This window comes from Gemmatimonadales bacterium, from assembly GCA_036279355.1.
In the GTDB taxonomy this organism is placed as follows: domain Bacteria; phylum Gemmatimonadota; class Gemmatimonadetes; order Gemmatimonadales; family GWC2-71-9; genus DASQPE01.
On sequence record DASUJH010000028.1, the window covers coordinates 123890 to 136770 of the forward strand.

The 12881-nt window shown below is 68.7% G+C and carries 15 protein-coding genes; 7 read left to right on the forward strand and 8 right to left on the reverse strand.

The annotated features are described in order from the left end of the window. Positions 1 to 582 precede the first annotated feature (582 nt). The gene (locus tag VFW66_08065) at positions 583 to 1719 is read right to left on the reverse strand and encodes a VIT1/CCC1 transporter family protein (GenBank protein HEX5386636.1); all 1137 of its coding nucleotides are present in this window, start codon (positions 1717 to 1719) and stop codon (positions 583 to 585) included. A gap of 68 nt (positions 1720 to 1787) precedes the next feature. Here VFW66_08065 and VFW66_08070 point away from each other — a divergent pair, with 68 nt between their 5' ends. The 4 genes from VFW66_08070 to VFW66_08085 all read left to right on the forward strand — a co-directional run bounded on the left by VFW66_08070 (position 1788) and on the right by VFW66_08085 (position 4250). Then, positions 1788 to 2342 carry a sigma-70 family RNA polymerase sigma factor gene (locus tag VFW66_08070; protein ID HEX5386637.1) on the forward strand — a complete coding sequence of 185 codons (555 nt, stop codon included), beginning with the start codon at positions 1788 to 1790 and terminating at the stop codon, positions 2340 to 2342. Next, positions 2339 to 3025: a hypothetical protein gene (locus VFW66_08075; GenBank protein ID HEX5386638.1), complete on the forward strand. Its 687-nt coding sequence runs from the start codon at positions 2339 to 2341 to the stop codon at positions 3023 to 3025. The genes VFW66_08070 and VFW66_08075 overlap by 4 nt, the downstream gene beginning before the upstream one ends. Before the next feature lie 15 nt (positions 3026 to 3040). Beyond that, positions 3041 to 3916, forward strand: coding sequence for a PDZ domain-containing protein (locus VFW66_08080; GenBank protein HEX5386639.1), 876 nt, complete (start codon positions 3041 to 3043; stop codon positions 3914 to 3916). Positions 3917 to 3986: 70 nt separating this feature from the next. Beyond that, positions 3987 to 4250, forward strand: coding sequence for a GlsB/YeaQ/YmgE family stress response membrane protein (locus VFW66_08085; protein ID HEX5386640.1), 264 nt, complete (start codon positions 3987 to 3989; stop codon positions 4248 to 4250). Positions 4251 to 4254: 4 nt separating this feature from the next. On the opposite strand, the gene aroF is transcribed toward VFW66_08085, so the two are convergent. Then, positions 4255 to 5973, reverse strand: a complete 1719-nt coding sequence (aroF, locus tag VFW66_08090; protein ID HEX5386641.1) for a 3-deoxy-7-phosphoheptulonate synthase — start codon at positions 5971 to 5973, stop codon at positions 4255 to 4257. Between the two features lie 276 nt (positions 5974 to 6249). Here aroF and VFW66_08095 point away from each other — a divergent pair, with 276 nt between their 5' ends. Further along, on the forward strand, positions 6250 to 7227 hold the full coding sequence (locus VFW66_08095) for a DUF3187 family protein (GenBank protein HEX5386642.1): 978 nt from the start codon (positions 6250 to 6252) through the stop codon (positions 7225 to 7227). Between the two features lie 2 nt (positions 7228 to 7229). Here VFW66_08095 and VFW66_08100 read toward each other — a convergent pair whose 3' ends face one another. Together VFW66_08100 and VFW66_08105 are read right to left on the reverse strand one after the other, a co-directional pair. After that, entirely contained in the window at positions 7230 to 7463 is a 234-nt protein-coding gene (locus tag VFW66_08100) for an oxidative damage protection protein (GenBank protein ID HEX5386643.1), read from the reverse strand. A gap of 71 nt (positions 7464 to 7534) precedes the next feature. Next, positions 7535 to 7825, reverse strand: a complete 291-nt coding sequence (locus tag VFW66_08105) for a hypothetical protein (GenBank protein ID HEX5386644.1) — start codon at positions 7823 to 7825, stop codon at positions 7535 to 7537. Positions 7826 to 7910: 85 nt separating this feature from the next. Here VFW66_08105 and VFW66_08110 point away from each other — a divergent pair, with 85 nt between their 5' ends. Together VFW66_08110 and VFW66_08115 are read left to right on the forward strand one after the other, a co-directional pair. Beyond that, entirely contained in the window at positions 7911 to 8342 is a 432-nt protein-coding gene (locus tag VFW66_08110) for a hypothetical protein (GenBank protein ID HEX5386645.1), read from the forward strand. Positions 8343 to 8432: 90 nt separating this feature from the next. Next, positions 8433 to 8813 carry a hypothetical protein gene (locus VFW66_08115; protein HEX5386646.1) on the forward strand — a complete coding sequence of 127 codons (381 nt, stop codon included), beginning with the start codon at positions 8433 to 8435 and terminating at the stop codon, positions 8811 to 8813. Positions 8814 to 8849: 36 nt separating this feature from the next. On the opposite strand, the gene VFW66_08120 is transcribed toward VFW66_08115, so the two are convergent. The 4 genes from VFW66_08120 to VFW66_08135 all read right to left on the reverse strand — a co-directional run bounded on the left by VFW66_08120 (position 8850) and on the right by VFW66_08135 (position 12881). Next, positions 8850 to 9578: a molybdopterin-dependent oxidoreductase gene (locus VFW66_08120; protein ID HEX5386647.1), complete on the reverse strand. Its 729-nt coding sequence runs from the start codon at positions 9576 to 9578 to the stop codon at positions 8850 to 8852. After that, entirely contained in the window at positions 9571 to 10251 is a 681-nt protein-coding gene (locus VFW66_08125) for a cytochrome b/b6 domain-containing protein (GenBank protein HEX5386648.1), read from the reverse strand. The genes VFW66_08120 and VFW66_08125 overlap by 8 nt, the downstream gene beginning before the upstream one ends. 87 nt (positions 10252 to 10338) lie before the next feature. Continuing rightward, complete coding sequence (locus tag VFW66_08130; GenBank protein HEX5386649.1) at positions 10339 to 11649, reverse strand: NAD(P)/FAD-dependent oxidoreductase; 1311 nt, start codon at positions 11647 to 11649, stop codon at positions 10339 to 10341. 8 nt (positions 11650 to 11657) lie between these two features. Continuing rightward, positions 11658 to 12881, reverse strand: coding sequence for an ABC transporter permease (locus VFW66_08135; GenBank protein HEX5386650.1), 1224 nt, complete (start codon positions 12879 to 12881; stop codon positions 11658 to 11660).

A 12881-nucleotide genomic window follows, 5' to 3' on the forward strand; every position in this document is an offset into this window, starting at 1 on the left:
GCTCTGAAAGTCATCGCTCGCCCCCAGCAACCCCAAGCACGTGGGGAAATCGCCAAGGCGGTAGTCGACGATGATCGAACTCGTGCGCTCTTCAGGACCGACTAAACACCCACCACTTGCGTGAGCAACGACCAACGCCTGCCGCCACGATGATGTTGGCAGCTGGTCCTTGAGTTGTCAGTTCCGCGCTCGGTCGTAGGTGCGCCTCGTGGCCTCCTTTCTGAGCATGGCTTTGCCCGTATGGCGCAGTCCGGCCGTCGTCGGACGAGCTCTAACCCAATGCGCTCCGATAACGCCCGCTCGATCCGTGCGGGTGCATCAAATTGGTGCGGTCCCGATTAGCGACGCTCCCGCCGATGCGGGCTCCGAAGACGCGCATACACGGGAGTCGCGCGGCCGAGCGCTACAGCCACGCTCGTCGGCCACGCAATCCCGATGTGGTCGGCGAGCTCTCAACGCCATCGCGCCTCCAGGTGAGGCCGTGCGGCTGCTTTGTGCTTGGAATGGCTACGCTAATATAGGACTGACGCCGCTCGCCGCCTAGCACCGGTGGGACCGCGGCAGTGCCGGTGGGGGATGCTTCTACAGCAGCCGCACGATCCAGTCGCCCACCATGAATCCCACCGCCGCCACGCCGAGCCCCACGATGAACATGTCGAGCCCGCTGCGAAAGATGCCGCGCCCCGTGAAGAAGCTCCGCGCCGCCCCCACGCCGAAGTGCGAGAGCATCGCGATCACGAACGCGGTCCAGATCGCCCATCGGCCCGTGCCGGCCAGGAACGGCGCCACCGGGATGAACGCGCCGATCGCCGTGGCGACTCCGGTGATCCACGCTTCCCGAAATGGCGTGCTCGTCGCCTCGCCGATCTTGAGCTCCTCGCGTACCTGCTCCTCGAGCGCGCGCGCGGGGTCGGTCATCACCTGATCCGCCAGTGCGCGCGCGTCCGCTTCGGGAATGCCCTTCGCCTGGTAGATGAGGCTCAGCTCGTCGCGCTCGAGCTCCGGCATGAGGCGGATCTCCTCCCGCTCCATCGCGATCTCGTGCTCGAACACCTCGCGCTCGCTCTTGGCCGCGAGATAGCCCGACGATGCCATCGAGAGCGCATCCGCCGCCACGCCGGCGAGACCGGCCACCAGCACCGCATGGCCCGCCTCCGAGAGCCCCGCCTGTGCCCCGATCATCCCCGCCACGAGGCCGAAATTCGCCGTGAGCCCGTCGTTGAACCCGTACACCAGGTTGCGCAGGATGCCCCCCGCCCCCGTCCGGTGCCAGGGTTCTCCTTTGCTCCCGCTGATCGACGCCAGCTCTTCGGCGTGCTCCTTCGACTCCCGCGCCAGCGTGAGCGCCGTGGGGGCCGCCGCCCCGCTCGGCGCCTCCCGGTACATGTTGAGGTAGCCCTTCACCTCTCGCCCTTCCTCGGCCAGGAGGAGCGGCAACAGGAGCTGGCTCCCAAATCGGCGCGCCGCCCATGCCCGCACCCGCGCGCCACGCGAGGGCGGCGGCGTCGGCGCGTCGTGGCCGTGCTCCGTCAGGAGCCGCTGCCACATCGCCACGTGCCGGTCCTCAACTTCTGCTAGCTTACGATATATCGTCGCGCGGCCCTGGTCGCCCTCGAGCTGGGCCAGTTCCCGGTAGAGGTACGCGGCATCCGCCTCGTCCTCGAGGTGGTGCAGCCAGATGTGCGGGGCAGGAGTGGGTGTGGGAGCGGCCGTGGTCATGCGCGGATAATAGCCGGGCCCAAGGGTTTTGCGACTCTCGGCAGCGCCGGTGCATCCTTCGAAACGTCATGACGCGAGCGCTCGTGATGGACTCGTACCTGCTGGCCGACGCGAAGACGGTTCTGGCCGAAGCACGAGCCGGCAATCCCGCCGGCTTCGAGGCCCTCTATCGGGCATTCGAGGTGCCGGTCTACAACCTCTGTCGGCGGATATGCCGCACGTCGGAGGACGCCGAGGACGTCCTGCAGGAGACCTTCTTCGAGGTGTGCCGCAGCATCGGGCAGTATCGGGAAGAGGGGAGCCTCTGGGGCTGGATCCGGACCATCGCCGCGAGCAAGGCGCTCATGCGGCTCCGGCGGAACAAGTACCGCGAAACCGAAGAGCTGTACGAGGACGCGGCGCCCCACCGCCGCGAGGATACCCACCTCCGCATGGACCTCGAGGCTGCACTCGAGCGCCTTCCCGAAACCTCCCGCGCCGTCGTCTGGCTGCACGACGTCGAGGGCTACACCCATGAAGAAATCGCCGCCATGATGGGCCGGACGGCGAGCTTCTCCAAGTCGCAGCTTGCCCGGGCGCACGTGCGGTTGCGCCGCTGGCTCGGAGAGGAGGCCGTCGCATGAGCGAGCTCGGAACCCATCTCTCGATGGAGCAGCTCCTCGCCTTGCGCGAGGCCGGCGTGGAGCCCGGCGACCACGCCGCCCGCGCCCACCTCGAATCCTGTCCCGCGTGCGACGATGAGCTGGAGCGGCTTCACCAGCGGGCCGCGCGGCTCAAGGCGCTGCCAGCGCTTCGCCCCACCCGCGACCGTTGGCCGCTAGTGCGCGCCCGCCTGGAGCGGGAGCGGCGCGAGCGCCGGATGCGGCGGGCCGGCATCGGCGGGCTCGTTGGCCTCGCGGCAGCGGCCTCGATCGCCGTCGGCGTCACCCTCCGGCCGGACCTCACCACGCGTGCCGGCCTTGCGGCCTCCGCGGCGGGTGCCGCTGTCACTGAGCCTGAGCCGGCGCGCGGCGCCACTGCGGCGCTGTCTGAGGCCATGGCGCGTTCACGGGCGCTGGAGCAGGCCATCGGCAGCTTCGATCCCGACAGCCGCGTGCTCGATGGCCGGACGGCCCGTGTGGCCGAGGACCTCGAGGACCGGATCGCCGCGGTGGACCGCCAGCTCGAGGCGGCCGACCTCCTCGGCCAGGCTGCCGGCGGGCGCGCCCCCGAGCTTGATCGCCTGCGGCTCTGGCAGGAGCGGGTGGGACTGCTCGACGCGTTGGTGGACGTCCACCTGACCAACGCAAGTAACGTGGGGCTCTGACCCCGAGGAGACTCTATGCACCAGCGTTGGATGGCCGCCCTCGCCATTGGCGTGCTCGCACTCGTCCCGACCATTGGCCGAGCGCAGGCGCACCCGCCAGAGCCCGAAGACGGTCCACACCCGGTGCGCGACCAGATTTTCAATCTCGTCTTTACCCGCCACGCGCGGCTCGGCATCAAGGTCAACCTCCAGGCGCGCACCAGCGACTCGATCGGCGCATACGTCGATGCCGTCACCCCCAGCGGTCCGGCCGCCAAGGCCGGCCTCAAGTCGGGCGACATCATCACCAAGCTCGACGGCAAGTCGCTCCTCGAGAGTCCCGACGGGCCGGCCACTCACGACCAGTCGCTCCCCGGCGTGCGCCTCATCGAGATCGCGGCTCGCCTGCAGCCCGACGACACCGTGCCAGTCGAGTACCGCCGCGGCACCGACCGTCGCACCGCCGCGATCGTCACCGACGGCGACCGAAACATGGTCATGCGCGGCCTCGACGGGCGGCGCGGCTTCGCCTTCCGCATGGGTGACGGCCCTGACTTCATGGGCCCCGGTGTCGATGTCCGGGGAATGCACCCGCCGGGGTTCGCCATGTTCTTCGGCGGCGAGCTCGCCGACCTCGAGTTGGCTCCGATGAACGCCGGCCTCGGCCAGTACTTCGGAACGTCGGAGGGTGTCCTGGTGATCAGCGCGCCGAGCGACTCGGCGCTCGGACTCAAGGCGGGAGACGTCGTGTTTGCCGTGGACGGCCGCAAGCCGTCGGGTCCCTCGCATCTGCTCCGCATCCTCCGGAGCTATGACCGGGGCGAGAACTTCAAGCTCGACATCATGCGCAACCACAAGCGGCAGACGCTCACTTCGCATCTGGGAGAGGCCCGGGAGGACGCCGACCACTAACCAATGTGCGCCGGCTCACAGATGGCCGGGTCACGGCGCCGTATATCTCCGGTCCACCTCGGAGGACATCATGGGCTTTCTGTGGACCTTGATCATAGGCCTGGTCGTCGGTGCGATCGCCAAGCTCCTCATGCCCGGGCGCGATCCAGGCGGCATCATCATCACCATGCTCCTCGGCGTTGCCGGCGCGCTGCTGGCCGGTTTTCTCGGCCGTGCCTTCGGCTGGTACAACTCCCCGGGCGAAAGCCCCGGCATCATTGCATCGATCCTCGGGGCGATGCTGCTGCTCTTTCTTTATCGGCTCTTCATCGGCCGGCGCGACACCGTCGCGTGACCTCTCAGCTCACGGCCATCCTGGCCTGTGCCGCTCGCGCGGGATGCACCTGCCGCGCGAGCGCTGCGAACTGCTCGGGGTCGAGACTCTGATAGCCGTCGCTCAACGCCTTGGCGGGGTCGGGGTGGACCTCCACGATGAGGCCGCACGCGCCTGCCGCCAGGGCGCCGAGCCCGAGCGCCGGCACCAGCGAGCTCACGCCCGCGGCGTGGCTCGGGTCGACGATCACCGGCAGATGGGTGCGCTCGCGCACCAGCGCCACCGCGTTGAGGTCGAGCGTGTGCCGCGTGGCGCGCTCGAAGGTGCGGATGCCGCGCTCGCAGAGCACCACGTTCGGGTTGCCCTCCGCCAGTACGTACTCGGCCGCCATCAGCCACTCCTCCACGGTGGCGCCGGCACCGCGCTTGAGCAGGATCGGCCGCCCGCTCCGGCTCGCCGCGCGTAGCAACGAGAAGTTCTGCATGTTGCGCGCGCCGATCTGGAGCATGTCGGCAAAGTGCGCCACGACCGCCACCTCCTCCCAGCTCAGCACTTCCGTCACGACCGGCAGCCCGCTCTGCGCGCGTGCGTTCGCGAGGTAGCGCAGTCCCTTCACGCCGAGGCCCTGGAAGTCGTACGGCGAGGTGCGCGGTTTGTACGCGCCGCCGCGCAGCATGTCACCGCCTGCCTGCGCCACGACTGCCGCCGTCTCGAGGATCATCGCCTCCCCCTCCACCGAGCAGGGGCCGGCGATGAGCACCGGCTCCGCGCCACCGAATCTCACACCGCCGACCTCGACCACCGTTCCCTCCGGATTCCGCCGCCGGTCCACCAGCGGTACCTCCGGCCTCTTCAGGTGGTGCGCCGGCGTCGGCACCGGGGCCGAGAACCTGAGCGCCCCGTCGGGCGAGGCCTCGTAGCTGCCCAGGATGATGAGCTCCGCCGCCAACGCTTCGATCTCCTCCAGCGCCTCCGCCACCCGCGGGTCGCCGGCCGAGCCGGCGATGTCGACGTAGAACCGGTAGGTCCAGGGACGCGAACGCTCGGGCCGCGACTGCAGCGCCATGACGTTCACGCCCCGCGCGCCGAACGCCTGGAGGGTGAGCGCGAGCATGCCGGGCTTGTGGTCCACGCAGACGATGAGCGACGTCTTGGAGGGTCCGGCGCCGGGCTCGGCCGCGGCCGTCTCCTCCGCGCGGCCGAACACGAGAAACCGCGTCTGGTTGGTGGGGTCGTCCTCGATCCGCTCGGCCAGCGGCACGAGCCCGTGTGCGTCGGCCGCGTTGCGTCCGGCGATCGCGGCAAGCATCGGATTGCCCTCGCGCGCGACGATCTCTGCGCTGCCGGCCGTGTCCCAGGCACTCACCAGCTCGGCTTCGGGCAGGTGCTTGCCGAGCCAGATGCGGCACTGGCCGAGGGCGACGGGGTGCGAGAGGACGCGCTTGATCCCCGAAAGTGGTGCGCCCGGAAGTCCCATCAGCGTGTGGTGCACCGGGAGCAGGATCTCGTGCGTGAGCCGGAGCCGCCGATCGCCGAACGCCTCCTGCAAGAGGTCATACGTCGTGGTCACCGATCCCACGAGCGAGTTCTCGATGGGAAGGATGCCGGCGTCGGCCGTGCCGTCCCGCACCGCAGCCACGACGTCCTGCACCTCCCGGCACGGGACAGGAATCAGCGTGGGCCAGCGCCGGCGGGCGGCCGCTTCGCTGAATGAGCCGAGGGTGCCTTGAATCGCAACGCGCATACGGGGTCGCTCCCGATCTCTTACGTCCAGGGTGAAAAAGACGACGCCCCGCCAGAGAGTTCCGGCGGGGCGTCGTGGGGTCCGTTCTGGTTTGCGCTAACGCACGTTACCGGAACCGGACGGCCGTCGAGCCGCGCCGGGGTGGCTAAAGTAGAAGAACCAGAAATCGTGCGTGCGCATGATCGGGAGAGTGTACAGGCCGGCGGCCCGGCCGTCAAGTGATGCCTGCTTATCTTTCGGCCGATCCCCCGCTCGCCACCATTCCCGGAGTTGAGCTTGGTCGCGCTTTCCCTGGCCCGACTGCGCCGCCTCGCGTGCTGCCTGCTTCCGCTCCTGCCCGGCGTCCTCGCGGCGCAGGGTCTGCCGAGCTACATGCCGGTGAATCCGATGACCGCGTCGCGGAGCGGCGTCTATTTCCAGCCGTACATCGATCCCGATCCCGGTGGGACTCACGTGTCCCTGCTGCTCGACTACGGCAGCGCCATCGAGTACGACATTCCGGCGCCGCGGCCGAGCTATCTGCTCGATGCCGAGCTGCTGCGGGTGAGCGCCGTGGCGGTCCGCGATCTCGACGCCCGCAGCTTTCTGCTTGCGGACTTGAGCGTCGACGGTGCGTACGCCGGCTTTCTCGACGGCTTTCTGAACTGGTACCACCGCGTGTTCGGCTTCGAGCTGCCGGAGCGCGATGCCCGGCCGGAGAACCAGTTCGCCTACCGGTTGAGTCTCCCGAACGGCACCACGCTCGTGCGCAAGCCGTCCGATTTGTTTCTCGGCGATGTGAGGCTCGGCTATGGACGCCGCTGGAGCCCGGCAGTCCAGACCCTTTTTGCCGCCACACTCCCCACGAGCACGGGCCCCGATGGCTACGGCCGCGGTACGATCTCGGTGAGCGCGCTCAGCTCGGCCCGCGTGCGGCTCTCGCCGCGCCTTACCTCCGAGACCGGGCTCGGGCTCGGGGTGACGCCGCGGCATGGGGAGCTCGGGCCCTATCAGCGGAGCTGGTTCCTCGGCGCCTCGACCGGACTGAGATTCCGGTTCTGGGGGCGCCAGTCACTCTTCGCGAACCTGCTGTACCACTCGCCGTACTATCACGACACCACGCTGCCCGCGCTCGACGCGAGCGAGCTGAGCCTCGACTTCGGCTGGCTGCTCCGCACCAAATCCGGGCGCGAATGGAAGATCGGTCTCACGGAGGATCTCAAGCCGAAGGGACCGGCCATCGACGTGGTGTTCCGGCTGGGAATGCTGCGGTAGGCCTACCGGGTCGAAAAGAGAAACTGCTCCATATTGCGGAAGAGGAACTCCTTGGCCTCAGCGTCGCGGAGGTTGAGCCCGTAGTGGTTGATGAGCTGCTGCTGCATCTTGAGCCATTCGCCCCAGCACGCGCCGCAGATCTGCTCGTATGCGCGCTGGCCGAGCTCATTCTGGAATGGCTTGAACGCCATCTGGTCCTGGTCCCGGTGGCAGCGCGCGCAATGGATCGTCGCCATGTGACGAAAATACCATTGCGCGGTGACCTGTGACAGCGCACACGGACGCCGCGTCCCCGATCTTGTAGCCCTCAATGCAGCAGGTGCTGCGACGCCGACTCGGCGCGCCGAATGGCGCGCACGCCGCTTGCGGTGCCGAGCGCGGTGCCGATCCCGAAGAGCACGACGGCCGAGGCGCCGACCAAGGGCAGGAACGTGAGCGGCGACGCAACGAGCAGGGCCGCCATGCCGGCCGCGAGTGGGGCCCATGGCGAACGCACGGCATCCACGAAACGGAGTCGGTGGCGCACGAAGTTACGAGACCAGGAATAGCCGGCCAGGCCGGCAGTGAACGCAAGCAGGGTGGCGAGCGTAGGGTACATGTTGGCATCCGGGCTCAGAGTGTATGGGTGTTACATTACGCAACGTCGTCCCGAAAGATTCAGGAGCCTACCGCGGAGGTGGAGTATGCCAAAACATCCGACGGTGCAGGTGCCGAACATCGGTCCGATGGACCATGCCTGGGATCTGCTGGGCGAGTGGCAAGCGGAGCTGGAGTTGCCCGAAGGCGACGAGCCGGTGCACGGGAAGGTGACGTTTCGTTCCTGGGCCGACGCGGAGCTGCGGTTCGACCCGACCGAGGCGGCCATGGCTGGCATCCCGCCTACCGTGCCGCTCGAGCGGGCCAGCGACATTCACCTGACCGACGCCGGGGGGGGCGCCCTGCAGTGGGTGCTGCTCGCGCCGTCGTGCAATTGGTCGCTCCAGGCGACGCTCTGGCCCGGCGCGCTGCACCTTTTCGTGAACGACGCGGATGACGAGGAGGAGCAGCTTTACCGCGCGCGTGCCACCCGGAGTCCCGAGTATTACGCGCGGAAGTATCCGATCACCGAATCCTGACGGCACCCGCGCGAATCCGCCGTCCGCCGCAATCCGGCGGACGGCGGGCTGGCGTTTGCGCCCATACATGGGTTCCCATATTGTTCAGCCATGCAGACCCGTTCCCTCGAGCTTCCGCTCACCGCCCGCGGCGATCCCCCATCAACTGCCAACGTAGAAGTCGGTGTCCTCGAACGCGGTGAGCGGCTCCGGCGCGCCGGTGTCGCCCTCGGCGCCGGATTCGCGGCCGCGCTCATCGCCATTCCAATTCCGCTGGTCCACTTCTTCGTGGTGCCGGGTGCGCTGATCGTGGGTGTGACGCTTGCCGCGAAGCGCTTGAAGGAGGGAGAGACCTTTCAGGGCGCGCGCGGCCGCTGCCCCCATTGCAACGCCGAGCAGCGGTTTCCGCTCTTCGGGGGCTTCAGGCTTCCCAAGCGGCTCGACTGCCCGGGCTGCCACCACGACCTCTACCTGAACGAGCGCGCGAAGTAAGCGGGGCGCCGGCTCCATGCCCCCGCCGCTCGCGCGCTAGATGCCCGCAAACCAGGGATAACCCTGGTCTTCCCAGTACCCGCCCGGACGCTCCCGGGTGAACGTCATCCGGGTGAGATACTTGGTGAGCTTGTAGCCGAGCTTGACCGTGGCGTAGAGCCGGACCGGCGCGCCGTGGTCGGGCATGAGCGGCTGGTCGTTGAATGCGTAGGCCAGCATCGTCTGGGGATGCATGGCGCTCGCGAGATCCCAGCCGTTGAAGTAGTTGTTGTCAAACGACTCGAAGCGGAGATACCGCGCTTCCGGCAGCGGCTCGACCAGAGCTGCGATGGTCGTGACCGGCACCCCGCTCCAAGAGGCGATCGTGGTCCAGCCCTCCACACAGAAGTGCTTCACGGTGTAGCTCAAGGGCGGCAGCAGCTCGAGCATCGAACGGGTGAACCGCATCGGGTGCCGCACGAGCCCGCCCACTTCGAGCGCCCAGTTGGCCGGATCGCGCGGTACCGGCGTCCGGCGGCTGATGAAATACGACGGCATGTGGCCGGCGCGTGCCGACGTCGGATAGGTCGGCGCCAGGCGATCGGACGCGACGAGCAGCTTCTCGCCCACCCAGTCGTTGAGTCGGGAGATGGCGCGAAGCTTGGGGCGGATGAGGCCGCCGCCGTCCCACCCGCACGCGGCCACGAGCGCGGTGGGCCCGGCCAGGAGCCCGAGCCGGACGAAGTCGCGGCGATCGAGCCGATGTCGCGCGGTACGGTCAATCATGACTCGGAAATCTCCCGCGGTACCAGCCGGTGAGCATGCCGCGGAGCGAGGCCGGGTCCACCGTGAAGACCAGCACTACGTGTACGATGGTGAATACGATGAACGTCCACACGGCGAGGAAGTGCCAGTAGCGGGCCAGCTCGTAGCCGCCGAAGAGGCGCGTGAGCCACGCCAGCTCCACCGGTTTGTAGACCGCAAACCCGGTGAGCGCCGAAATCGCTCCGAGCAACACGATGAAGGTGTACGCGGCCTTCTGCAGCGCGTTGTGCTTGCCCTGTGGCGGGTGCTCCTTCCGGAGCCGCAAATAGTAGAGCTGCATCTGGATCGCCGCCTTGGTGTCGCGCGGCCGGAAGACGAGCGAGCGCCATTCGCCCGTGAGCACGAGAAAGGCGACGTACACGATGCCGGTGATGACGAACGGCCAGGCGAGCGCAAAGTGCCAGTTGATGCCCCCCGCCAGCCAGCCGCCGAGCCGCGACCATTCGGGAAAGCCCCGCTGGAGGTGACGTGCGTCGAACGGGTTGGGCACCGGATAGACGTTGCCCTTCATCCCGAAATGCTGGAAGGCCATGTAAATCTGGAGCCCGCTCGCGATCAGGCCGGCGAGCACCACGGCGTTGATCCAGTGGGCCGCCCGCACGAGAGCGCCATTGCGTTTGACTTGAAGCCGCATGCACCTCTCTGGTTCGGGCTGCCGAAGGTAACGCCGGGAGCTGGAGAACGGTTCTGCCGGGAGCCGCCGGGGCACGCCCGGGCAGGATCAACGAAGTGCAGCCAAAGCTTCTGCCGCGGCCCGATGACCGGTCGCGATGGCGCCGTGAACGGTGGCGTGCTCGCCGCCGGTGTGCGTCGCCTCTCCCGCAAAGAAGAGCGTGCCGGCCACCGGCCGTGCCAGCTCCGCCTGCGCCGGAAGCCCGCCGCTCGCAACATAGCTGTACGCGCCGCATGCGCACGGGTCGGCGGACCAATCGTGCGAGTACGCGCCGAGGAGCAGCGCATCGAGCCCGTCCCGCGGGCGCCCGAACGCGGCGGCGAGCGCGTCGAGCGCCGCCGCCGCGAGCCGCTGTACCGGGAGTCCGGCCAGCCGCTCCGCCGAGGGTCCGCCGGCCCAGCCGGTGAGCATCGGCGCGCGGAGCGGTGCCGGCGCCCACCAGATCGGCAGCGATGCGTCCGGAACGTGAATGAACGAAACCGGTCCGGGGCCGCCTTCGTGTGGCCGCGGGTCCTCCCACCAGATTTCGCGGAACCGGAGCACCACCCGTCGCGCAACGCCCATCTCGAGCTGAGCGAGCGCAAGTCGCTTGTCGTCGAGCTCGGGATCGAAGCTCGGGCACTCGGGGCCCCTCGCCTTGAGCACGCCGACGGGCAGTGTGACGACGGCGGCGCGAGCCTCGAGTCGCGCGGCCCCGCCGCCAGCCGTCGTTGCGATTACCTGCACCCGGCCCGGCGACCAGTGTATCGCGCGCACGTGCGTGTTGAGCCGCAGGTCGAGCCCGGCGCCCGCGTAAGTCCGGAGCGCGTCGGCGACCGCGTCGTACCCATCGAGAATTCGCCAGGCGCCGTTGTGGCTCCCGCCGGCCCCGCGCTCCGCCTTCGCGATCGACTTGGCGCTCACCCGGTCGAGCCGGGCGGCATGAAATCCTTCGAGATAACGGCCGAGGGCCGGCACGTTGGCGTCGCCGGGCGGAAACTCGGCGAGGAGTTGGGCGGCCGTGTGGTCGGCGGTTGCGCGCTCGGCGCGCTCAACCAGCGCCCGGAGCCCGGCCCAGAAGTCCGGCGGCCGCGTGAGGCTTCCGCCCTTGGCGCGGAGATCCGGCTCGCCGGCCTCGATCGTAGTAAGCCCCGCGGCGCGCACGACATCCCAGATGGCCGGCGACGTTCCGTGCACGAACTCGGCCCCCAGCTCGATCGGAAGCGGATAGCCGGCCGCCCGGAGCGTGAGCAGCCGGCCGCCGATCCGTGCGCGCGCCTCGAGCAATGACACGCGCGCCCCGGCCTCTGAGAGCCGAGCTGCCGCCGCGAGTCCTGCCGCGCCGGCCCCGATCACGATCAGGTCCGCGTCGCCCGCCATCCCCCAAGCTACTCATAGCGAAGCGCCACGATCGGGTCCAGGCTCGCCGCGCGGCGAGCCGGCCAGAGCCCGAAGAAGAGTCCCACTGCGGCGCTGAATCCGAAGGCGATCACGATGGCGCCCGGCGCGATCAGCGTGTTCCAATGCATCAGCCGCGACAGAACGACGGCGGCGGTGATGCCGAGCGCGCTGCCGATCACGCCGCCGCTCAAGCAGAGCACCAGCGCCTCCACCAGGAACTGGAGGAGGATGTTGAGGCGGGTGGCGCCGAGCGCTTTGCGCACGCCGATCTCGCGGGTGCGCTCGGTGACGGACACCAGCATGATGTTCATGATCCCGATGCCGCCGACCACGAGGCTCACCGCCGCGATGCTCGCGAGCAGATAGGTAAAGACCTGCGTCGCCTGCTGCTGGGTCTCAAGGATGTCCTGCGGATTGCGCACCGAAAAATCGTCGTCGGCGCCGGGGCGGATCTTGTGGGTTTTCCGGAGCACCCGCTCCATGTCGACCATCCCCTGCTCGATCGGCACGCCGGAGTCGACCTCGATGGCGATCGAGCGCAGCCGGTCGGTGCCGAACGCACGGTAGCGGGCGGTATTGATCGGGATGAAGATCTGCTCGTCGGGATTGGAGAAGGAACCCTGCGCCCCCTTGCTGCTCAGCACACCGATGATCTCGAAGGGAATGCCGCCGACGAAGAGCTGCTGTCCGATCACGGACCCCGGGTTCGCGTTCAGGTTGTCCGGCACCTCGGAGCCGACCACCGCGTAGCGCTGCCGCTCCTCGTCGTCGGCATCGGTGAAGCTCCGGCCGTAGGGCACCGTATAATTGCGGACGGTGACGAAGTTGGCCGTGGTGCCCACGATCGGCACGTTGAGGTTGAGCCCGCCGTAGCGGACCTGCAGCGCGCGCTGCATTTCGGGCACCACAGCCGAAAGGAGCATTCCATCGCGCTTGAGCGCGAGATAGTCGTCCATCGTGAGGCTCACCCGGTCCTGCGAGGCGACGCCGCGCTGGAAGGACTGGCCGGGTACCACCGTGAAGATGTTGGCGCCGAGCGCCGCAATGCGGTCCTCCACCGCCTTCTGCGCGCCCGCGCCAAGCGCCACCATCGTGATCACCGCGCCCACGCCGATGATGATGCCGAGCATCGTGAGCAGCGACCGCAGCTTGTTGGCCCGCACCGACTCGAAGGCCACCGCGACCGTTTCTCCGGCGAGGAGACCGGCCAT